Raw genomic sequence first — 22,424 nt, 5'->3', positions numbered from 1 at the left:
CTGGAGGCTTGCCTTCATGCGATATCCTCCCCATAATCGCGGACCTATGAAAAGCCACGCGGGTGCAAGCCTCCCCCAACGTGCAGTACTGGTGACCGGTGCATCAGGCGGAATTGGCCGAGCGATCAGCCTAGCCTTTGCTGCCGCTGGCTGGTCTATCGGGGTGCATTACCATCGCAATAAATCTGCGGCTGAGGACACACTCTCTCACGTAAAAGACGCTGGTGGCGTTGGGGCATTGTACGTCGCCGATATTCGCGAGTCACAGTCGGTGCAACAGATGGTGGAGGCCTCCTGTCGACAGGTCCCGATGCCGTCGGTGTTTATCTGTAATGCTGGAATCGGAGGGAGCCAACTCCTGCTTCGACAACATGAAGACGCGTGGGCCGACGTGATGGCCACGAATTTGACAGGAACATTTCACTGCCTCCGTGCCATGGCCCCTCCCCTTCTCGCTCATGGTGGTGGGTCGATCGTTGTCATTGGATCACATGCCGGGTCCCATGGCTCAACCGGGCAGGCTGCCTATGCCGCGTCAAAATCCGGGCTCATCGGTCTGGTGCAGACCGCAGCGAAAGAATGGGGAGCAGGCAACGTTCGTGTCAACCTCCTCTTGCCTGGCTGGCAGAAGACGGATTTGTTCGATGGAGCCATGCCGGAGAACGATCAATGGGAAGACCATCTGTTAGGCCGGCCACCGTCACGCGAAGAAGTGGCCAAGACCGTCTTCTATCTAGCTCAACTCAACGATGTGTCGGGACAAGTGTGGAATTGCGATAGCCGATTGCTTTAGCAGAATGCTGAAAAAGTCCGCCAGCATCGTTCTCGCATCGTTCAGACCCTCAACGTACCCTGCCGGGTACGCCTCGGACCTTCACTCGCTGCGGCCTTGATGGACAGCCTTTTTGAGCATTCTGCGTGAACGAGTTGCCAAAGTGATTTTATAATAGGCGAGAATCCACGCTATGCGACGAACCAACATACATCATCATGATTCCAGCCCGCGCGGGGTCTTTATCACCGGGACCGATACTGGAGTCGGGAAAACGCTCGTCACCGCTGCACTTGTGTCGCATCTAAGGCAACGAGGAATCGATATCGGTGTCATGAAGCCGGTTGAGACAGGGGTCGCGCGATCGACCAGAGCTCGGTCTGATGGCGCGCGCTTGCGACGAGCCGCTGAATGCCATGATCCCATGACAGAAGTCAGTCCCTATGTCTTTCGACTCCCGATGGCGCCCCTCTCCGCTGCGCGCGCAGAACAACAGACGATACGGCTGGCCACCATTCTGCGAGCGTTCCATGCCCTCTGTCAGAAGCACGACTTTGTGGCGGTGGAAGGCGCCGGTGGGATACATGTGCCGATAACGAACAGCATCGATGGATTAGACCTCATACAGCGCATGGGGCTTCCTGTCATCGTGGTGGGCCGATCAGGGTTGGGCGGGATCAATCATGCCTTATTAACACTTCACGCCCTCCGCCAACGAAAGATCAATGTCATTGCCTTGGTCTTGAATCAACCTCGGCCTGTGCGCACGAAGATCGCGCGCATGCAGGAGCAATCGACCCTGACCCTCCTTCAACATCTCGCGAACATTCCTGTGGTGGGTCCAGTCCCCTATCGCTCACGCATACAACAGAATTGGAACGACGGTATGATCTCACTCGCGTGGACAGTAGAGATTATGACGCTGGCGAAGCTGGTGACGGCATCCGGTCGAGAAAACTCCTGACGGCCTCTCGAACATCTGTGGCTTTCAAGATGGCTGAGATGACGGCCACTCCATCCGCTCCTGCCTGCATGACTGCCTGAACCTGCTCGACCTGAATTCCCCCAATGGCAAAGACAGGTAACGCCGTGGACGACCGCACCGTCCGTAACCCCTCAAGCCCCACAAGCGGGTCGTGGTCTTGCTTGGAGCCAGGTTTGAAGATTGGGCCAAATCCAAGGTAGTCCGGTTTCCCTGCGCGGGCTGCTATGACCTGATCCGTATTATGCGTAGAGATCCCGATCAACTTGTCCGGCCCCATCACCTTCCTTGCCATATCGAGTGGCAAATCCCCCTGCCCCAAATGCACGCCATCAGCATCCACCGCCAATGCCAAGTCGCAGCGATCGTTCACGATAAAGAGAACCCCGGCCTGTGCTGCGGCTCGTCTGAGGATCAGGGCCTCCGCGTAGGCGGCCTTCATCGAAGCGGTTTTGTTGCGATATTGAAAGAGCGATGCGCCGGCCTCAGCTGCGATCGTCAGGACCTCCACCAGGGGGCGGCCAGGACAGACCGACGGATCGAGAATGATGTAGAGGCGGTTGTGCATGGAGTGGATGGGGCCGGTCATTCTTGAAGAATTCTAGCTGGAAGCACGACGCGCTGCCAGTCGATTGGCCTGATGTCGTCAAACCGGGCTTGATTAACTGACGAGGAATCGTTCGAGAAACGTGGTAGAGACGTGCCCCTTCTGAAAATCAGGGTCGTTGAGGATGCGCTTGTGCAGTGGAATAGTCGTCTTGATACCTTCGATGACGAATTCGTCGAGGGCGCGGCGCATGCGGGCGATGCATTCCTGCCGGTCTCGGCCATGGGTAATGACCTTGGCGATCATGGAATCGTAGAATGGAACGACCATCATGTTCGATTCCATGGCCGAGTCGACACGCACGCCGAATCCCCCTGGCGCGCTGTACTTGGTGATCATCCCCGGACAGGGCGTAAACTTTTCAGGATCTTCCGCGTTGATGCGACATTCGAGGCTATGTCCGTTGAGCTTGATGTCTTGCTGCTTGAATGAGAGAGATTGTCCATCCGCAAGTGTGATCTGCTCCTTGATGAGATCGATACCCGTCACCATCTCCGTGATCGCATGTTCCACCTGAATGCGGGTATTCACTTCCATGAAGAAGAAGTTGCGGTCCTTATCGAGGAGGAACTCGACGGTCCCGACATTCCGGTAATGCACGGCTTTCACGGCTTCGACGGCGACACGGCAGATCTCACGGCGGAGCTTCTCGTCGACAGCGGGCGACGGGGTTTCTTCGAGCAACTTCTGATGCCGTCGTTGGATCGAGCAATCGCGCTCGCCAAGATGCACGACATGCCCACGGTGGTCGGCGGCAATTTGCACTTCAATATGGCGCGGCTCGAGGAAATAGCGTTCGAGATAGACGGCATCGTTGCCGAACGTGGTCTTTGCCTCTGCTTGCGCGGCTTGAAATGCACGCGCGAGGTCTTCGGCCTTATTGACGACACGCATACCGCGCCCGCCCCCACCGGAAGAGGCTTTGATGATGACGGGATACCCGATCTTGGTGGCGGCTTCGAGCGCTTCCTGTTCGCTTTTGAGCTCGCCCGGGCTGCCCGGTGTGACTGGGAGACCTCGGCGGGCGACGATTTCTCGCGCTTTGGCTTTATCGCCCAGAAGCGCGATGTGTTCGGATGTCGGACCGATAAATTTGACCCCGATGGATTCGCAGACTTCGGCGAAGTGAGCATTCTCGGAGAGGAATCCGTAACCGGGGTGAATGGCATCTGCCCCGGTGATCTCGGCGGCACTCAGGACGTTGGGAATGTTTCGATAACTGAGGGCTGCGTCAGGAGGCCCGACGCAGATCTTTTCATCGGCTGCGCGCACATGAAGGCTTGCCGCATCCGCCTCGGAGAAAATTGCCACGGTCTTAATGCCGAGCTCTTTACAGGCGCGAATCACCCGGAGGGCAATCTCACCGCGATTGGCTATCAATACTTTCTTGAACACGCCAGTACTCCGATGTGGGTCGAGGGAAGAGGGATTAGGGTGTGGCTGTCGGATCGACGAGGAAGAGTGCCTGGCCATACTCCACCGGCTTCGTACTTTCAGCCAGAATTTTCGTGATGCGACCTTCTACCTCGGATTCGATCTCGTTCATTAACTTCATCGCTTCAACGATACAGAGCACCTGGCCCTTTTTCACAAAGTCGCCCTCTTCGACGTAGGGATCGGCATCAGGTGATGGGGACCGATAAAACGTGCCGACAATCGGAGATGCAATGGTAATCATGCCGGTCGTATCTTCAGTCTGCACCGCTACCGCACCAGAGGGTTGAGACGCGGAGGCCTTGCCGGATACGCCATGGTCGGCAACGCTGGTCGTGATCGTTCTGACCTCGACCTCATGGCGAACACGGATTCTGAGGCCTTCCCGCTCCAGCTCCAGTTCTGTCAGATTATTCTTCTTGAGCAGGTCGATCAGCTCCTGGATGTGTTTACTCTGCTGCCCTGATAACAAGGGAGTGCCCTGGACACCTGGAGGAGTCGCAAAGGCCTGAGGGAGAATAATCGGCTTCCCTCGTTTCTTTGACTTGCTCGATTTCTGCGTGCTCACCGAACACGCTCCACGTAGGCGCGCGTCCGCGTATCAATTTTGATCACAGTCCCACTTTCTAAATAGAGCGGCACCTTGAGGGTAGCGCCAGTTTCCAGGGTGGCGAGTTTCGTGCCGCCCGTCGCAGTATCGCCACGGAAACCCGGTTCGGTGTCCGTAACTTTTAATTCAATAAAGTTCGGCAGCTCAACATCGATCGGGCGATGCTCGTACACGAGAATCTTTACGATCATGTTCTCCTTCAAGAGATCGGCATTGTCACCGAGCTTGCCCTTTTCGAACGTCAATTGCTCGTATGAATCCGTGTCCATGAAGGTATAGGCATCGTCGGTTGCGTAAAGAAATTGCATATCCCGTTCATCGAGCTTCGGCTCTTCGAACCGTTCCCCTGAACGAAAAGTACGGTCGATCACACTACCCGTGAGATAGCCCTTGAGCTTGGTGCGTACAAAGGCTCCACCCTTACCTGGTTTTACATGCTGAAACTCAATGATATAAAATGGCTGGTTATCGACCATCAGCCGTACGCCACCGCGAAAATCGGTCGTGGAAATCACTCGATACTCCCTTCACACTGTCTGCGTCCACTCGACGCGCTCTGTAATTATTTCGTTCCTGTTGTCGTCCGTCGCGCTGTCGCTGGTACGGATGTCTTCTTCTGGCGTTTGGACGCGGTTAGATGGTCCTGAAGCCCACGAAGGGCAAGGAGATAACCCGTCACACCTAAACCGGTAATCTGCCCAAGCGCGACTCCTGCAATATATGAGTGATGGCGAAACTCTTCCCGCTGATGGACATTAGACAAATGCACTTCCACCGTGGGCAGGTTGACCGCCGCAATCGCATCCCGGATCGCAATGCTTGTATGAGTATAGGCGGCCGGGTTGATAATGATCCCGTCGTATCCTATCCGAGACTCTTGAATCCAGGTGACCAACTCTCCCTCGTGATTCGACTGGCGTATGTCCACCTTCACGTTCAACTCTTTTGCCAGCGTTGCAATGGTTGAGTTGATGGCATCAAGTGAGAGGGTGCCGTAAATGGACTGTTCTCTGCTCCCGAGGAGATTGAGGTTTGGACCATGTAATATTCGTATGCGCAGCATGACTCTGTATCTTCAACTACTCGATAGGTGAGAGCGATTCCTCCTGCCACAGTCCAGCCGGGCGGCATTGTAGCAGTCCGCCTCAAACCGGTCAAACTCGCAAAATTATTGGGAAGTCTTGGAGAGAGGCCTATTCGTCGTGTCTCGGTCTCGACGCCGTGATTGAATGGTGCGAAGCCAAGCCTCTAATTGAGCCACGACTTCGGTATGAGGAGATGGAGAAGACATCGCCTCAACGGCGCTGAGTTGAGTATCCTGCTCTGGCAACGCGAGTTGTTCGCCTATGTCATCGTGCGTATGGAGGACCGTCTCCATCAGCTCCGAATCGACGATCAGTGGATCCGGCGCCACGGCCTCTAATTTGATTGACGTAGAAACTGATGGGTCTTCATGTAGCGTACCAACTTCGGGAATGGCGGCCTTGAGTGGATCAGAAACAATTGGAGCGACCGGCACCTCTTGCACGGAGCTGTTGTGTGTGACCGGATCAGCCGGCTTTGGTCTCTCCGGCTCTTTTTTAAGAGTCAGGGGTTTACCAAGCGCCGATTGAACTGAGAGCGCCTCCTCATCCCGCGGATTAACTCGCAAGATGACAGCGCAGGATTGCAGAGCCAAGGCATGTTGTTCCTGGCCCACGTAGATCTTGATCAAAGTCCGATGCGCGCGCAGGTTCTCAGGACTTAATTTGATGGATTCTTCTAGAATCGCCTTAGCCTTGGTGGGCTGCCCCATCTGATCATAGGCACGACCGAGCGCGACCATCGCCGTAATGAAGCCGGGATAATATTTCAACCCGTCTTCGAGAACACCTGCGGCTTCCTGCCACATGCCGACTTTGCCATATTCTTCAGCCAAGGGCAGGAACGCTTTGGATTGCGGATCTTTGGCCAATTGGATGGCCAGTCGATCAATCTCCATCGCCGTCTCGGCTGATTGCTGATTCTGTGCCATGGTGTATTAGCGTCCTCCTACAACCGGCTTTGGCGCCTGTTCTGACGCTCTGGTGCGAAGCAGTTCATACGCCCGATTCAGGATCGCGTCAGCAAGCGCACGCTTTGGCATCAACGGCAGTTCGGTAACAGCCCCCTCCCGATCGATTAACGTAGCAGCATTCTGTTCACTGCCGAACCCCGCGCCTGCCATCGTGACATCGTTTGCCACAATGAGGTCGAGCCCTTTGGCCATAAGCTTGTCTGTCGCGTGAGCGATCAGATCGCAGGTCTCGGCGGCAAAGCCAACGATAAGTTGCGTAGTCCGCTGGGCGGATAAGGAAGCCAGGATGTCGGTGGTTCGCTCGAGATCAAGGGTCTGGTCGGCCAGCCCTTGTTTCTTCATTTTTTGTGAAGCAGGGTGTTTGGGGCGAAAGTCCGCAACGGCGGCAGCCATGATCACAGCGGAGGACCAGGCCAGACGTATCGACAGGGCTTGTGTCATTTCTTGAGCCGTGGAGACCGAAACAACCTCGACGCCTTTCGGAAGAGAAAGAGCCGTAGGCCCAGTCACAAGGACTACCTGGGCTCCCCTTGCCTGGGCGGCCTCGGCGATAGCATAACCCATTTTCCCGGATGAGCGGTTTGAAATGAATCGTACGGGATCGATCGGCTCCTGCGTTGGGCCTGCCGAAACCAGGATGCGGTGCCCCTGCCAATCGCGTAGTGGCACCAATGCTGCGTGAAGTGCCTCTAGAATCCTGTTTTCCTCTGCCAAACGGCCTTGCCCGATCCGTCCTGAGGCAAGGGGGCCTTCTTCGGGATCCACAACCATGGTCCCTCTGGCACGCAATATCCGCACGTGCTCTGTGACAGAAGGATGTGTCCACATCCCTCCATCCATAGCGGGTGCCACAATCAAGGGACATTGTGCCGTGAGAAGCATGGTCGAGAGTAAATCGTCACCCAACCCCAGAGCTACCTTGGCCAGGCAATTGGCCGTGGCCGGCGCAATCACAATGGCATCTGCCTGCTCAGGCAACGATAAGTGCTTCATCTCCTGATGCGCCTCGAACACCTCCGTCGAGACGGGATGGCCTGAGAGCACTTCAAACGTCAGCGGAGTGACGAATTTCGTAGCCGATTGCGTCATCACGACGTGCACAACCGCTCCTTCACGGAGCAAGGTTCGTAGCAACAAGACCGCCTTATACGCGGCAATGCTGCCCGTCACGCCGAGCACGATCCGTCTCCCGACCAACGTCGGCCCTGTAGAGCCGGAGATTTCCACGTATTACTCCTCGCTCGTCCCCACTACCGCCTTCGGGGTATCGTCGACATAGACGCTCAGTTCTTTTTTGATCTCCTTCGCATCGTCGCCGGTCATCATGGCGATGCGCTCCATTTCACCTTCTTTGCCGCGCTTCGATTCCTTCATCGCATCCCGGGCCTCTTGACCGACGAGGTATGTCGTTTGTCCTCGGAGAACTTCATCGAGGGCAATGGTCGTTTCCTTGTTGAAGCGCGAGGCGGCATGACGCGATCCTTGCAAGATATGCTTCGCCCGTTGACCTGCGATGATTGCGAGCCGGTGGCGGGAGTCAAATTCACCTGGTGCGTATTGTGGCAAAAGTCTCAACATGTCGATCATGGCTGCAATGCTCCTTTGTGTAATGAACAATCGTTGCGAGTTCAGGATTTCTGTTCGTCGTCGAGAATGAAGTTATTTTCGAGCCACGTCATATTCAATCGTTTCGTCTTCAGACGCTCCGACCAGAAGATACTTTCAAGATCGCGAATCGATCGGTCGATGTCGTCGTTCCGGACGATGTAGGCGTACTCCCGAAAGCTCCAGACCTCTTCTTTGACTTTATGCAGGCGTCGTTGGATCTCTTCCGCTGAGTCGGAGGCCCTGGTTTGCAGCCGGGATCGGAGGACGGCCATTGAGGGGGGAAGAATAAAAATCGATACCGAGTCCTCAAACCGCTTCCTGACCTGCATCGCCCCTTGCACGTCGATCTCCAGCAAGACATCGATCCCCTGATCGATCTTTTCGGTCAGCGATTTCCATGGCGTGCCGTAGAGGTTCCCGTACACACGGGCCCACTCGACAAACTCATTCCGATCGATCATCTCTTGGAACGGCTGTTCGTCGATGAAGTAATATTCGCGGCCATGCTCTTCGCCGAGCCGTGGCTGCCTTGTCGTATAAGAAATTGAGTGCCACAGATCGGGAAGGTTCGTCGTAAGCTGCTTGCAGAGCGTCGTTTTCCCGGTGCCAGACGGGGCAGAGATAATGAAAAGAATCCCACGCCGATCCGTCGAGGATCGCGGTTGGCCTGACACGGGCGCAGGAGAACTTGTGGTGGTACTAATACTCATTCGACGTTTTGGACCTGTTCGCGAATACGTTCAAGTTCGGCCTTCATCTGCACCACATGACCCGCAATTTCTGCGTCGTTGGCTTTGGAACCGATCGTGTTGACCTCTCGCCCGATTTCCTGGAGCAGGAAGTCGAGTGTCTTGCCAACAGATTCTGCACGAGTGAGCGTCTGCTCAAACTGTATCATATGCGAGTCCAATCTGACTATTTCTTCCGTAATGTCGCCACGATCCGCATAGACTGCCAATTCCTGATAAAGCCGCGGGGGATCAGAGATGTCCGACCCCAGGAGCTTCTCCACACGGGCTTTCATGCGGACAAAGGCCTCTTGGGCCAACAGCGGGGTCCGTGCTGCGACCAGGTCTTTGTGGCTCCGAATGGTCTGGACCCGCGCGCGCATATCCTCAGCCAGAGCCTTCCCTTCGCTCGTTCGCATCTCCGCAAGGTCCGTCAGCGCCTTGGTCATCAGTTGCTGCACGAGCTTCGCCAGTTTCGGGTCTTCCGTTGGTTGATCCGACACCGACACCACGTCACGGAGCCCAGCCATGAGCGCCAGATCGACCGACCCGCTCAGCTTCAGGGATTTCTTGAGAGTGAGGAAGGCCTGATGGTACTGCTTTGCGAGCGCCTGGTCAAGATTGACACTTCCGGCGCGGCCTTTGCCGGCCTGGACCGTCACCGTGATGTCGACGCGGCCACGGGTACAGCGTTGCTGGATAGACTTTTTGAAGGCGTCTTCCAAGTGGCTCAGGGGCCGGGGAAGGCGGCAGGCAATTTCAAGAAAGCGATGGTTGACGGAGCGCATTTCGACCGTCACGGACCCGTCTTGCCAAGGAGCCTGCCGACGACCGAAGCCAGTCATACTATGAATCATTGCGGGCCTTTCTCTTTCCATGAGCACTGTTGATAAACCGGACAGGTACCGCACCGGGGCTTTCTCGCGAGGCAGATATATCGGCCATGTAACAGCAATCGCTGCGAGACGGCCGTCCATTGGGACTTCGGCATCAGTTGCTGCAGATCCTCTTCTACACGTTCTGGATTATCAGATTTGCTCAGAGCAAGCCGCTTGGCCACACGTTTCACGTGAGTATCGACGACGATGCCGGGCTGGCCGAAGGCATTTCCGAGTATGACGTTCGCCGTCTTTCTCCCGACGCCAGGCAAGGTGATCAATGTTTCCATCGTCTGAGGGACTTGTTCGTAGAAACGCTCGGTCACAGCCTTGCTGCAGCCAATCAGATGCTTGGCCTTACTTTTAAAGAAGCCGGTTGAGTGAATGAGCTGCTCAACTTCGAGATGATCCGCCCCTGCCAGTTCTGCCGGTCCCGGATAGCGGCGAAAGAGCGCCGGCGTCACCTGATTAACTCGCCGATCGGTACATTGCGCGGAAAGGATCGTGGCCACAAGCAGCTCCCACGGCGACCGGTGGTCGAGTTCCATTTGAGGGGCCGGCATCGTACGCTGGAGGGCCTTGGCGATGGTCTTGAGGCGTTCTCGGCGATCCACGGCTGGTAAGGATTTCGTAGTCATGGCTGGTAGACGACCTGCGATTGTGCCGTGAGTTAGGACTGAGATGCAAGCGGGATTGGGGGCGTGGATTTTCTGGAAAAGCCCTCCTCTGGAACAAGCACGGCCACCCGTTCTTCAAGCAGCCGAATGAGCGGGCGCAAGGTCTCCGAATGCAGGGCTGAAACTCCAATCGCCCCATAACGTTGACAGAGAACCTCTGCTTGTCCTGGTGGAAGCTGATCGCATTTATTGAAGACCAGAATCTGCGGAATCTCATCAAGAGTGAGGCTGTTCAGCACGGTATCGACGGCGGCGATATGGGCGTCCAGATCTTTGGTCCCTGCATCAACCACGTGGAGAAGGAGGTCGGCATCGCGCAACTCGTCCAGAGTCGTCCTGAAGGCAGCGAGGAGATCTTTGGGCAGGTCGCGAATGAATCCCACCGTGTCGGTGATGATCACTTCCCGGCCATGAGGGAAACGGAGCCTCCGGCTGGTGGTGTCGAGCGTTTCAAAAACGCGTGGGGCTGCGCTCACCTGACTGCGCGTGAGGACGTTGAGCAATGTGGATTTGCCGGCGTTCGTGTAGCCCACGATGGACAGAACCGGGAAATCTTGCCGGACGCGGCGCGAGCGACGCTGATCTTGGTGGCGGGCAAAGCCCTCAATCTCTTTCTCCAAATAGTCGATACGCTCTCGGATACGGCGTCGGTCGGTTTCGAGCTTCGTTTCACCTGGTCCCCTGCTGCCGATGCCCCCGCCCAAACGCGAGAGGCTTATACCCTGACCGGAAAGACGCGGCAGCATATAGCGAAGTTGCGCCAGCTCGACTTGCACCTTGCCTTCCCGGCTATGCGCGCGTTGCGCAAAGATGTCGAGAATCAGCTGGGTCCGATCGATGACCGGCAGGTCGCTGATCTCCGCAATCGCACGTAACTGTCCTGGAGCTAAGTCTTGATCGAAAATGAGTAGATCCGCTCCCTGCTGCATCGCTTGCGTTAGCACATCTTTGAGCTTACCGCTTCCTAATTGAAACCGATGGTGGCCACCCTGTGTCCGTTGCACTAACCGGTCGATGACCGTGAGATCCGCAGAGGACGCCAATTCTGCAAGCTCAGCGAGGCGTTCTTCCTGCTCGGCCTTGCTTTTGGGCGAGGCGCTCACGAGGATGGCAGTTTGCCCCTGGGCCATCGTGTGCGATGCACCCTGACGTTGTAGATCCGACTCCAGATCGTGAATGAAGGTTTCAAAACTCACCGGGCATTGATGGACCAACGTGGGCTTCAGCAGCGTATATAAGGATTTTTCAGGACCAGGTGGATTCAGATGGGCCAGAGAAAGCAAACCCGGTTCCCCTTTGGGCGTGACGGCCAACGTTCCGATCATGTCGAGTCGAAGCAGGCCCAGCATGCTGAGGTCTTCTTGAGTGATGGGCTCCTCTTTCACGCTCGAGCGAATTAGACGAAGGCCCCTCAGCGATTGCGGACTCGCACGAAAGGTGGTCAACGTCGTTGGAGAGGGCTCGGTCCCAGCGCCGACTAGGACGTCTTGCACGGCACCACGCCTGGTGATGACCAGACCGATGGGACGGCGAATCTCGTGCGTGAACTGCGCAAGGATTTTTGCCGCTTCAGATGAGAGAACGTCATCCACGGGCATACGTCGACGATAGAGCCGTTCAAGCATGGCGAGCTGGCCGGCACGGAGACCCAGGACTTGTCCGTAGATTTCAGGAATGAGCGTCGTATCCTTCTCTATAGATTTAGATCGCGTGCGCCAATGGTGAAACCATTGAGGCGTGAGCATCCAGATCTAGGGGGGCCCGCGCTCCTGCGCACAGAGCCTGTCTCCCTGCCGCTGCGATCATCGCAGCATTATCGGTGCAATAGCTAAGCGGAGGAAGGCTCAACAGCAGACCCTCGGATGCGGCTCGCTCTTGGAGCAGCAGGCGCAAGCGTGAATTTGCAGACACCCCGCCGACAACGGCCAATGCACGAGTGCCGGAAGATTGAACTGCGGCAAAGGCCTTCTCAACCAGGATGGCGACAATAGCTTCCTGATACCCTGCCGCAAGGTCAGCCAGTTTATCCGCTCTATATTGCTCATCCATTGCTTGAACTATATACAGCAAAGATGTCTTGAGGCCGCTGAAACTGAAGTCCAGACTACCCTTCTTAAGATAGGATCTTGGAAAGGTTATTGCGTCCGGATTTCCCTGTCGCGCCAAGCGATCTATGGCTGGCCCTCCAGGATACTCCAGTCCAAGCAACTGAGCGCCTTTGTCAAAGGCCTCCCCTGCTGCATCGTCTTTAGTTGCGCCAAGCAGTCGGTGGTGGCCGCTGGCTTCCCTGAAATACAGATGGGTATGCCCGCCGGAGACAACCAGGACCACGCAGGGCAATGGAAATGTTGGATCTTGCAACCAGGCGGAGGCAATGTGACCCTCAAGGTGGCTTACACCAACTACGGGAATACTCAAGGCATAGGCCAATGCTTTTGCATAGTTGACCCCGACGAGAAGCGCACCAGCCAGACCAGGCCCTTGAGTGACAGCGATTCCAGAGAGATCAGTCCATACCAAACCAGCTTGCTGTAGTGCCTCAGCTGAGACAACTTCAATAGATTCAATATGAGCACGGGAGGCGAGCTCAGGCACGACACCACCGAATCGCTGATGAACGGCATGTTGTGACGTAATAATATTTGAAAGGACGGTGCCATCTGCAGCAAGCACCGATGCCGCGGTTTCATCGCAGGACGTCTCGATGCCAAGGATAGGTCCTGGCATCCAGGCGTTGAGAGGCTGATCAAGCGTCACAATCATGACATCATTACCTATCACGTGAACGAAACGACGAACAGGTCTCATGCTGAGGGGCAAATAACATGGCCCTTGTGGCGCTGACGCCACAAGGGCCATACCGTACTCAATGTCCTAACATCGATCAGATCAAGGCTGTGTGCCTAAACCCCAGCCATGGCCTCCTGCGCAATGAATGCCGGAGCGCCATCGCGAAGCACGACGCGGATTTTACGGCATTCCTTAAACCGTCCCTTGATCATCTCTTCAGAGAGCGGATCACCGATCGCGCGCTGAATAGTCCGACGCATCGGCCTGGCTCCGTACAGCGGTTCATAGCCTTCTTTGATCAGCCATTGCTTCACATCATCCTCGACTTCAAGTTCCACACCCTTATCAAGAAGACGAAGGTTGAGTTCCCCCAAGAGGATATCGAGAATACTGGTAAGATGGGTCTTGTCCAATTGATGGAAGACCACGATTTCGTCGATCCGGTTCAGGAACTCCGGACTGAACGAGCGGCGCAATTCTCCCAAAACTTCTTCCTTCTTATGGCGCTCCTGATCGCCTTCCGTGCTCTGGAATCCGAGCGAGACGCCCTTCTGGATCATCTTCGTCCCGATATTAGAGGTCATGATGATGACGCAATTCTTGAAGTCGACCTTGCGCCCGAGACTGTCGGTCAACACCCCGTCGTCCAATACCTGTAGCAGGATATTGAACACATCCGGGTGAGCCTTTTCGATTTCGTCGAAAAGCACCACCGAATAGGGCCGACGGCGAACCCGTTCAGTCAACTGACCACCCTCTTCATATCCCACGTATCCAGGAGGCGCCCCAAAGAGTCGCGTACTGGTGAACTTTTCCTGATATTCCGACATGTCGATTCGAATGAGTGCATCTTCACTGTTGAAGAGGAACCCCGCTAACGTCCGTGCCAATTCAGTTTTCCCAACCCCGGTGGGTCCCAGGAAAATAAACGAGCCGATTGGCTTCCGTGCCTCTTTGAGGCCTGCACGTGACCGCCGAATGGCTCTGGCCACGGCCGAGATGGCCTCGTTCTGACCAATCACGCGCTTGTGAAGGAACTCCTCCATGCGCAACAGCTTGTTCGACTCTTCCTCTTCAAGCTTGAAGAGCGGAATACCGGTCATCTTGGAGACGACATACGCCACATCTTCTTTGCCGATCGTCGGCTTATTCTTCTCCTGATTCTTCTTCCACTCGCGCTTGGATTCGTCGAGCAGCTTACGCAGCCGTTCTTCTTCCTCGCGATGACGAACGGCTTCCTCGAAGTTCTGCAAGGAGATCGCCTGCTCTTTTTCGCGAGAAACCTTTTTCAGCTCTTGCTCCATCGCCTTCAGCTCAGTGGGCAATGCATAGGTTTGTAGCTTTGCCCGCGAGCCAGTCTCGTCGATCAAATCGATGGCCTTATCCGGAAGGAAACGATCACTGATGTAGCGGTCGGACAGCTTGACTGCTTCCAGAATAGCTTCTTCGGAAATTTCGACGCCATGATGTTCTTCGTACCGATCGCGAAGGCCCTGGATGATCAATACCGTTTCATCAATACTTGGGGGTTGCACGTGAATCGGCTGGAATCGCCGCTTGAGCGCCCCGTCTTTCTCAATGTGCTTTCGGTATTCATCAAGCGTCGTGGCACCGATGCACTGAATCTCCCCACGCGACAATGCCGGCTTGAGCATGTTGGACGCATCGATCGATCCCTCTGCCGCCCCAGCTCCCACCAAGGTATGGAGTTCATCAATGAAGATGATGATGTTGCCGGCCTGGACGATTTCCTTCATGACGACCTTCAGTCGTTCCTCGAATTGGCCGCGATACTTTGTCCCCGCAACCAATGCTCCGAGGTCGAGTGCAATGACGCGCCGTGAGAGAAGGTTGTCCGGCACTTCAGACTGAACGATCCGCTGGGCAAGACCTTCGACAATAGCGGTCTTGCCGACCCCGGCTTCACCGATGAGTACAGGATTGTTTTTCGACCGGCGGCTCAAAATCTGTAATACACGCTCGATTTCGTCGGCGCGACCGATGACAGGATCCAGATGCCCTTCCTGGGCCAACTGGGTCAGGTCACGCCCGAACTCGTCGAGTGCCGGAGTGTTGCTCTTCCGGTCGCGCTCGCGAGGGGCGGACTTCCGTAAGAATGTGACAGTCAACTGTCGGGCGGTCAGGAGATTGGCGCCTAAGCTGCGAAGGATTTTCCCGCCGATCCCTTCCTCTTCTCGGAGCAGACCCAATAAGAGGTGTTCACTGCCGATATGATTGTGTCCAAGGAGACGGGCTTCTTCGACCCCGTATTCGATAACTTTTTTGACCCGGGGGCTGAATGGGATTTCCCCAAAGGTCATCGTGGTCCCCCCTCCTGGCAAATTCCGTTCAATTTCCAAACGGATTTGTTCAGTCGAGAGCCCCATCTTTTTCAAGATCATCAGCGCAATCCCATCGGACTCACGGAGAATCGCGAGGACGAGATGCTCGGTCCCGAGGTAGTCGTTTTGGTGACGCTCAGCCTCTTCCCGTGCGAGGATGATGATCTTCCGACCCTTGTCCGTGAATCGTTCGAACATCCTGCCTCCTTTTAGGTGAAACCTATGACCAGTTCCATCTGCGCAAACCTATCGAAAAACTTGACCTAATCTTAACTAGAAGGATTTTGGGTGTCAAGGCTACGAGACAATCACACAAGCCTGAAATTCGACGAGATCCCATTCTGGAGATGGCGGCTTGAGCGGATCCGGTTCGTTGACTTCAAAAGAACCCTCCCGATACAATCTCGGACTTTTTCACCAGTATCTTAATAGCGGTATGTCAGGGCTCTCGCAATGAAAAATAAAAGTATCGGGATCTTAACCAAGCCAAAGTTTCCCGAAATCAAAAATACCCTGCAGGACGTCGTCACCTGGCTCAGGGCCCAAAGTATTGGTGTCATCTTAGATACGACATCGGCAGCCTTGCTCGGCGAGCAAGGGGGTCTGCAGAAAACTCAACTGGCAAGCAAAGCGGATGTGCTGCTCGTCCTAGGCGGCGATGGAACCATGCTCAACGCGGCCAGGCTTGCCGGGGAACGAAGCATCCCGATCCTCGGCGTCAATATGGGAGGCTTGGGATTCTTAACCGAAGTCCGGCTGGAGAACTTGTATCCCTCCCTTGAACGCGTCTTTGCCAATGACTTCGTACTCGATGAGCGGTTGATGCTCCAGACGCATATCCATCGGCATGGAGAAACCGTCGCACGTGGCGTGGTGCTGAACGATGTCGTGATTAGCAAAGGGACCCTGGCCCGGATGATCGAGGTGAAGATTTCCATTCAAGGCCAGTTCGTCACGAATTTGCGTGGCGATGGCGTCATCGTCAGTACACCAACAGGATCGACCGCCTACTCTCTCTCGGCTGGAGGGCCAATCATTGACCCGGCAGTCCAATCACTCATGGTGACCCCCATCTGTCCTCACACCCTGACGCATCGTCCGCTGATCGTTCCAGGAACCGCAGAAATTGAAATCACGTTGACGAGTAGAGACGATGGTGCGATGGCGACGTCAGACGGGCAAGTCGGCGTGGCGATGGTCCAGGGCGATACGGTTGAGCTCAAGATGTCCGAACACCGGACGAGACTGATTCGTTTCCCGGAAAGCGGATACTATGAAGTCTTGCGTGAAAAGCTGAAGTGGGGGGACGGCTAGCGCAAGCTGATGGCTCGTGGCCTCGTTACGACTTCCCCTTCTCGATCAGATCGATCATCTCCCTGTTGCTTGCGTATTTGAACACCCCGATACAATCGGTTTCACCCTGGTGCGTATGCTCAATCGATTCAAGTGCGCGGAGCCCCTTCGCATCGACCGGGTGACTCTTATGGTGCACGAGGGCTGTCGCCAGCTTATCCAGGACGACCTTCGCCCCGGAATGGCTATGCGGCACGTTGGATGAGAGATAGCGGGTCACGACTTCCGCGCACCAATCTCCGTCACGCTTCGCGATGCCGACCAACCCTTCGCTGGCTTTCCTGGCCCAACCAGTCAGGAAGACACCGTCCACAACTTTGCCGGTCGTCTCATCGAAGGCCTGAAAGAGCGCATCGTCTGGATCGTTGGTGGTCTTGGTGGGGTTCGTCACAAATAGGCCACTCTTATAGGGGAGCCCGACGGTCTCATCGACCTTGTCGCCGACCGCGAAGATCACCGCGTCACAGGGGAACTCATATAACTGCTTCAGCCCGACGGCCGCCGTATCAGTCCCTTTCGACTCCAGCTTATTGTCTTCCATCTCCAGCCCGCGCACGCGATTGTTGGCATCCACCAGGATACGTTTCGGCGAAGCCAAGAACTTGAAGCCCATTTTAGTGTCGCTGACTTTCGGTTCGCACTTGACAAACTCGTCTGTCAGAGACTTGAGGATCTCGTCCGCGTTCTGGCCGACCGCAGCGAGGCGGTCCTTAATCCTGGCCACTTCCTTGGTGATTCCGTCTACATCCATGTTGGCACAGACCGCACGAATTTCTTTCGGATTATACTTACGCTCAGCCGGTCCACGCCGCACGATGGCCGTCACGCGCTCAACTTTTTTATAGCGGGTCAGCCAATGAGCGATATCGACCATCACATCGCCGGCCCCGATGATCGCCACATGTTTCCCCATCTCAAATGGACGATCGCCGAACCCCGGGAGCCGATTGAAGTGGTAGACCACATCCTTCGCGTGAAACACGCCCTGGGCCGAATCCCCTTCCACGCCGATCGCTTTAGTGCCCTGCGCGCCGATCGCAAAGACGACGGCACTCGCACCGAGGGCACGCACGTCCTCGACCGTGAGGTCTTTCCCCTTGCCGACCGAGACATTGCCAAAGTAATGGACATTGGGTTGTTTAAGCAGGTCCCAGTATTGCTTCTTCAAGCCCCCGCGAAGCTTGAGTTTCGCAGGGAAAATTCCATATTCGGCTAATCCACCGAACTTAATGTCCCGATTGAGAATAATCACTTCATGGCCGGCCTTTGCCAAAGAACTGGCTGCCGCCATACCTGCCGGCCCTGCGCCGACCACAATAATCACATGGGAATTCGTTGCGCTCATGCGTAATTTCCTAGATTAAATTGACAGATAAATGTCTAGAAGATCAACAGTTCCGCGGACTTTAGCATAGGGCATTTTGAGCTGTCAAAGGGAAGTCTACCCTCCAGCGCTCCCTACTGGTCCGCCAGGCATGGTCATGCGCCAGGGATCGAGCAACTCGGTGAGACGTTTTTCAGAAAGTACTTTCTGCTCTTTGGCCATTTGCCGCACGGTCTTGCCTGACTTGTAGGCATCCTTGGCGAGTTTTGCCGCCGCTTCGTACCCGATTTCAGGGGCCAGGGCCGTACACATGGCCAGGCTTTCCTCGATCAGGCTCCGGCAGCGTTCTTCGTTCGCTTTAATGCCGTCGATACATTTGACGGCGAAATTGGTGGAGGCGGTCGAGAGGAGTTCGATGGACTGCAATACATTGTAGGCCATCACCGGCAACATGACGATCAGCTCAAAGTTGGCGGCCTGGCCCCCCACTGTGACAGTCACGTCGTTGCCGATCACCTGGGCGCAGACCATTGTGACGGATTCGGCAATCACCGGATTGACTTTGCCCGGCATGATGGACGAACCGGGCTGTGTCTCCGGCAGATTGATTTCGCCGAGTCCGCAACGCGGACCGGAACCGAGCCAACGAATATCGTTGGCAATCTTCATCAGGCTGACCGCGATAGTCTTTAATTCCCCGCTCGCCTCGACCAGCGAATCCTGTGCGGACTGCGCTTCAAAATGGTTCTTCGCTTCTTTAAACGTGCAACCGGTTTCTTTCGACACGATGGCCATGACCTTGGCTGGGAATTTCGGATGGCAATTGAGCCCCGTGCCGACCGCGGTGCCGCCGAGCGCGACTTCGCTGAGCGCTTCTTGTGCCCGCCGGACTCGTTGAATGCCCAATTCAATCTGGCGTGCATAGCCGCCGAACTCCTGGCCCAACCGCACCGGCGTGGCATCCTGCAAATGGGTACGGCCAATCTTGACGATCTTGTCGAACTCCTTGGCTTTGCGCGCGAGCGATTTCTGTAAACGGGTGAGTGCGGGAATGAGCTGCTGCTGCATCATCTCCCCGGCGGCAATGTGAATGGCCGTGGGAATCACGTCGTTGCTGGATTGGCCCAGATTGACGTGATCGTTGGGATGTACCAACTTACTGCCTCTGGCTCCGCCTAACAGCTCGGTGGCACGATTGGAGATCACCTCGTTGGTGTTCATGTTCGTCGAGGTGCCTGAGCCGGTCTGGAAAATGTCGACGGGGAACTCGGCATCGAGCTTCCCGTCGACGACTTCAGTTGCGGCCAGCTTGATCGCATCTGCCGGTTTTTTGTCGAGGAGCCCCAGCGACTGATTGACCGTCGCGGCAGCGCGCTTGACCATGCCCATGGCCCGGATCATGGCGCGGGGAAATCGTAACGAGCTGATCGGGAAGTTCTCAATGGCGCGGGCGGTCTGGACACCATAATAGGCCGTGGCCGGCACAGCCAGTTCGCCCATGGTATCGCGTTCCATTCTCGTCGCAGGTAATGATTGAGTCGCTGCCGCTATTTTCTTCATGCGTCCTACTCCGTTGTAAGTGTTCTCAACTGCCGCGGGCGACATGATAAACGTTGGCTACCTGCTTGCACAAGGGCGTTGGTCGATCGAGCGGACGCTGAAAAAGTCCGTCAGCTGCGCTCTCGACTCGAATGCATCCTCAACGTAGCCAGGGGCTACGCCTTCGGTGCATTCATCGTCTGCGGCCTTGCTGAACAGCCTTTTTGAGCCTCCTCAAGGTATTCCACCTGCAACGACTTTTCTAGCCGTCCTTGGGAATGGTGAGAGTCGTCAGCCAAAAGAAGAGGCCCGCCGAAGCGGGCCTCTATTCCAGCCGGAAGGGATGGGGACCGATTAGCCGACCGTAACCTCAATCGCTTTCGGCTTAATCTTTTCGGACTTCGGCAGCGTGAGGTTCAAGAGGCCGTCCTTGAACTCGGCCTTTACCTTCGCCTCATCGACGAGATCGGGCAAGGTAAAGCTGCGAACGAAACTCCCGTAGGACCGCTCGACCCGATGGTATTTCTTTCCCTGCTCTTCTTTTTCAAACTTGCGCTCGCCCTGGATGGTGAGCACACCATCTTCCAGCGTCACCTTCACATCCTCTTTCTTCACGTCAGGAATCTCCGCCTTGATCTGGTACGCTCCGTCCGTTTCGCTGACATCCACGGATGGCGCCCAGTCGGCGACGACGATCGCTTCCTTGCCGTTCGTCTGCGGCGGAGCCGGACGGCTGTACATTCGATGTAACCGATTCGACATCTCTTCAAGTTCATGAAACGGATCCCACCGTACGAGTGTCATAGCAGACCTCCCTCTCATATATATGGACTGTCTCAGAATGACTCTGTGCGCGCGCCGTTCGTCTCACCGAACGAGATAACTCTGGCTGCCACAGAGTCAAGGGGGGAAGGCTAGCGTTCGCCCATGGGGACATAGGTTCGGTTGTGCTCGCCGGAGTAGATTTGGCCCGGTCGGTAGAGTTTATTTTCCTTCAGCTGTTCCAGCCAATGGGCTAACCACCCTGAGACCCGAGCCATCGCGAACAGGGGTGTGAAGAGATCGGTCTCGATGCCCATTTTCTCGTAGAGAATTCCCGAATAGAAGTCGACATTGGGATAAATCCCCTTCCCCTTCAGCAGCTCTTCCGCGACCAGCTCGACCTCCAGGGCAACCTCATACAACGGTGAACTGCCGGATGCCTTGAAGAGCCGTTCACAGAGCGTCTGGAGGATTGTTGCCCGGGGATCTTTCACCTTGTACACCCGGTGGCCGAAGCCCATCAGTTTCTGCTTCTCGCCTTTCCGTTCTTCAAGGTACGATCGAACCTTCCCCGGTTCGCCGATCAGCTTCAGCATCTGCACGACTTCTTCATTGGCTCCGCCATGCAACGGCCCCTTCAGCGCCCCAATCGCGGAGGCCACGACCGTATAGGGATCGGCCAGCGTCGAAGCCGTGACCATGCCGGTGAAGGTTGAGGCATTCATCGTATGTTCCGCATGGAGGATCAGGCAGTCGTCGAAAATCTCGGCCCAGAGAGGAAGTGGCTCCTTCTCCGTCAGCATATAGAGGAAGTTTTCGGAAAAGCCGAGATCGTCGCGCGGTGGAATATATTCGTTTCCATGCCGAAGGCGCGCCCATGCGGCAACGATCGTGGGCAATTTGGCCACAAGTCTGACGGCCGACCAGTAGTTGTTCTCGATGTCTTGCACGTTCCTGCCAGGATAAAACATGCCCAAGGCCGCAACGGCTGCTTGCAAGGCATCCATGGGATGGCCCTGTTCCGGCAAGCATTTCAGGAGGTCGATGATCTTGAACTTCACGCGGCGGTGATGGACGATATCTTCCTGCCATTGTGCAAACTCCGTCGCAGTAGGCAGGTGACCGAAGAGCAACAGATAGGCGGTTTCAAGATAGGAGGATCGACGACATAATTCTTCAACACGAATGCCGCGATATTCCAGCACACCGCGTTGGCCGTCTACATCGCTAATTGCAGATTTGGCTGCAGGCACGCCCGCGAGCCCCGGCATAAAATCATGAGGCATAATCGTGCTCCTTCACCTACGTCGCAAGAGTGAGAACGCGTCGAGCGAGTTTATCATGTTTGGCCTTGGCGTGATCTTGAAATGGCTTCGACCGATTGGCATACTGCATTTGCCAGCTATGCATGAAGAGGGAACGCCCGATGTCCTTACCGGTCCTGTTCTTCGTCGGCAGGAACGAGCCGCGAGCCACGGAGGCATGGCCGCTCCCTCCCTTGCGACGTCCGCCTGGACCATCCAGGTGTGATCGATTCACGTAAGGAAGTGGGTATACCAAGGAGGGAAGCGATGACTCAGAAGCTGTCGTTACTGCTCGCGCTGTCCTGCCTGATTGCTGCCGGGACAGGCTCCTTGGCTCAGGCTGACGGAGAGGTTCTGGCCTTTGCCGTCGTGAGAGAGGCGCCGAAAGACAAGGCACGGATACCGGCGAAAGTCTCCATCAATGACGCAGTTTCTGATCTCACGCTACTGGCGTCGGAGACGATCCTGAATAATCTGATTTGGAAAAAGCTCGAAATCTGTCATGCGATGAAAATTCAAGGATACAAAGTGACTGAAGGCTTTCAGGTTGTCACGGTGCATGTCGTCAACGCCAGCATGTTGCCGATGTCGCTGCAGTCGTTTGCGGGCGATTGTCTGATTAAGAAAGCGATCGAGATCGCCCCGTTCGTCGACTAGA

The 22,424-nt window shown here is 55.7% G+C and carries 22 protein-coding genes; 4 read left to right on the top strand and 18 right to left on the bottom strand.

The window, feature by feature from the left end:
* Positions 1-46 precede the first annotated feature (46 nt).
* Together Q8N00_01305 and bioD are read left to right on the top strand one after the other, a co-directional pair.
* Positions 47-793 (top strand): SDR family NAD(P)-dependent oxidoreductase, encoded by a 747-nt coding sequence (locus Q8N00_01305; GenBank protein ID MDP2381421.1) that lies wholly within the window; start codon positions 47-49, stop codon positions 791-793.
* A 172-nt stretch (positions 794-965) separates the two neighbouring features.
* Positions 966-1,736: a dethiobiotin synthase gene (bioD, locus tag Q8N00_01300; GenBank protein ID MDP2381420.1), complete on the top strand. Its 771-nt coding sequence runs from the start codon at positions 966-968 to the stop codon at positions 1,734-1,736.
* On the opposite strand, the gene thiE is transcribed toward bioD, so the two are convergent.
* The 14 genes from thiE to Q8N00_01230 all read right to left on the bottom strand — a co-directional run bounded on the left by thiE (position 1,687) and on the right by Q8N00_01230 (position 15,682).
* Positions 1,687-2,343 carry a thiamine phosphate synthase gene (thiE, locus tag Q8N00_01295; GenBank protein MDP2381419.1) on the bottom strand — a complete coding sequence of 219 codons (657 nt, stop codon included), beginning with the start codon at positions 2,341-2,343 and terminating at the stop codon, positions 1,687-1,689. The genes bioD and thiE overlap by 50 nt on opposite strands.
* Before the next feature lie 72 nt (positions 2,344-2,415).
* On the bottom strand, positions 2,416-3,756 hold the full coding sequence (gene accC / locus Q8N00_01290) for an acetyl-CoA carboxylase biotin carboxylase subunit (GenBank protein MDP2381418.1): 1,341 nt from the start codon (positions 3,754-3,756) through the stop codon (positions 2,416-2,418).
* 34 nt (positions 3,757-3,790) lie between these two features.
* Positions 3,791-4,363 carry an acetyl-CoA carboxylase biotin carboxyl carrier protein gene (gene accB, locus Q8N00_01285; GenBank protein MDP2381417.1) on the bottom strand — a complete coding sequence of 191 codons (573 nt, stop codon included), beginning with the start codon at positions 4,361-4,363 and terminating at the stop codon, positions 3,791-3,793.
* Positions 4,360-4,920 carry an elongation factor P gene (gene efp / locus Q8N00_01280; protein MDP2381416.1) on the bottom strand — a complete coding sequence of 187 codons (561 nt, stop codon included), beginning with the start codon at positions 4,918-4,920 and terminating at the stop codon, positions 4,360-4,362. The genes accB and efp overlap by 4 nt, the downstream gene beginning before the upstream one ends.
* Before the next feature lie 47 nt (positions 4,921-4,967).
* Positions 4,968-5,465, bottom strand: a complete 498-nt coding sequence (gene aroQ / locus Q8N00_01275) for a type II 3-dehydroquinate dehydratase (protein ID MDP2381415.1) — start codon at positions 5,463-5,465, stop codon at positions 4,968-4,970.
* Positions 5,466-5,573: 108 nt separating this feature from the next.
* Entirely contained in the window at positions 5,574-6,419 is an 846-nt protein-coding gene (locus Q8N00_01270) for a tetratricopeptide repeat protein (GenBank protein ID MDP2381414.1), read from the bottom strand.
* A 6-nt stretch (positions 6,420-6,425) separates the two neighbouring features.
* Entirely contained in the window at positions 6,426-7,688 is a 1,263-nt protein-coding gene (coaBC, locus tag Q8N00_01265; GenBank protein ID MDP2381413.1) for a bifunctional phosphopantothenoylcysteine decarboxylase/phosphopantothenate--cysteine ligase CoaBC, read from the bottom strand.
* 3 nt (positions 7,689-7,691) lie between these two features.
* The gene (locus Q8N00_01260) at positions 7,692-8,048 is read right to left on the bottom strand and encodes a DNA-directed RNA polymerase subunit omega (GenBank protein ID MDP2381412.1); all 357 of its coding nucleotides are present in this window, start codon (positions 8,046-8,048) and stop codon (positions 7,692-7,694) included.
* A gap of 41 nt (positions 8,049-8,089) precedes the next feature.
* Positions 8,090-8,779 (bottom strand): guanylate kinase, encoded by a 690-nt coding sequence (gene gmk, locus Q8N00_01255; GenBank protein MDP2381411.1) that lies wholly within the window; start codon positions 8,777-8,779, stop codon positions 8,090-8,092.
* Positions 8,776-9,642, bottom strand: a complete 867-nt coding sequence (locus tag Q8N00_01250; protein MDP2381410.1) for a YicC/YloC family endoribonuclease — start codon at positions 9,640-9,642, stop codon at positions 8,776-8,778. Before Q8N00_01250 ends, gmk begins: the two co-directional genes overlap by 4 nt.
* An 8-nt stretch (positions 9,643-9,650) precedes the next feature.
* Positions 9,651-10,313 (bottom strand): endonuclease III, encoded by a 663-nt coding sequence (gene nth / locus Q8N00_01245; GenBank protein ID MDP2381409.1) that lies wholly within the window; start codon positions 10,311-10,313, stop codon positions 9,651-9,653.
* 32 nt (positions 10,314-10,345) lie between these two features.
* Complete coding sequence (gene hflX / locus Q8N00_01240; GenBank protein ID MDP2381408.1) at positions 10,346-12,097, bottom strand: GTPase HflX; 1,752 nt, start codon at positions 12,095-12,097, stop codon at positions 10,346-10,348.
* Positions 12,054-13,160 carry a tRNA (adenosine(37)-N6)-threonylcarbamoyltransferase complex transferase subunit TsaD gene (tsaD, locus tag Q8N00_01235; protein MDP2381407.1) on the bottom strand — a complete coding sequence of 369 codons (1,107 nt, stop codon included), beginning with the start codon at positions 13,158-13,160 and terminating at the stop codon, positions 12,054-12,056. The genes hflX and tsaD overlap by 44 nt, the downstream gene beginning before the upstream one ends.
* A 95-nt stretch (positions 13,161-13,255) precedes the next feature.
* Positions 13,256-15,682 (bottom strand): ATP-dependent Clp protease ATP-binding subunit, encoded by a 2,427-nt coding sequence (locus Q8N00_01230; protein MDP2381406.1) that lies wholly within the window; start codon positions 15,680-15,682, stop codon positions 13,256-13,258.
* 255 nt (positions 15,683-15,937) lie between these two features.
* Here Q8N00_01230 and Q8N00_01225 point away from each other — a divergent pair, with 255 nt between their 5' ends.
* Positions 15,938-16,798 carry an NAD(+)/NADH kinase gene (locus tag Q8N00_01225; protein MDP2381405.1) on the top strand — a complete coding sequence of 287 codons (861 nt, stop codon included), beginning with the start codon at positions 15,938-15,940 and terminating at the stop codon, positions 16,796-16,798.
* Positions 16,799-16,823: 25 nt separating this feature from the next.
* Here Q8N00_01225 and Q8N00_01220 read toward each other — a convergent pair whose 3' ends face one another.
* From Q8N00_01220 to Q8N00_01205, 4 genes are all read right to left on the bottom strand, one after another.
* Positions 16,824-18,182: an FAD-dependent oxidoreductase gene (locus Q8N00_01220; GenBank protein ID MDP2381404.1), complete on the bottom strand. Its 1,359-nt coding sequence runs from the start codon at positions 18,180-18,182 to the stop codon at positions 16,824-16,826.
* 96 nt (positions 18,183-18,278) lie between these two features.
* Positions 18,279-19,721 carry a class II fumarate hydratase gene (locus Q8N00_01215; protein ID MDP2381403.1) on the bottom strand — a complete coding sequence of 481 codons (1,443 nt, stop codon included), beginning with the start codon at positions 19,719-19,721 and terminating at the stop codon, positions 18,279-18,281.
* Between the two features lie 333 nt (positions 19,722-20,054).
* On the bottom strand, positions 20,055-20,504 hold the full coding sequence (locus Q8N00_01210) for an Hsp20/alpha crystallin family protein (protein ID MDP2381402.1): 450 nt from the start codon (positions 20,502-20,504) through the stop codon (positions 20,055-20,057).
* A 110-nt stretch (positions 20,505-20,614) separates the two neighbouring features.
* On the bottom strand, positions 20,615-21,748 hold the full coding sequence (locus tag Q8N00_01205) for a citrate synthase (protein ID MDP2381401.1): 1,134 nt from the start codon (positions 21,746-21,748) through the stop codon (positions 20,615-20,617).
* A gap of 285 nt (positions 21,749-22,033) precedes the next feature.
* Between Q8N00_01205 and Q8N00_01200 the strand changes: the two genes are divergently transcribed.
* A complete protein-coding gene (locus tag Q8N00_01200; GenBank protein MDP2381400.1) occupies positions 22,034-22,423 on the top strand; it encodes a hypothetical protein in 390 nt (129 codons plus the stop codon).
* Position 22,424: the final 1 nt, after the last annotated feature.

It is taken from the genome of Nitrospirota bacterium (genome assembly GCA_030684575.1).
GTDB lineage: Bacteria > Nitrospirota > Nitrospiria > Nitrospirales > Nitrospiraceae > Palsa-1315.
Note: the sequence above shows the minus strand (reverse complement) of the source record. Positions and strands in the feature narration are given on the sequence as shown.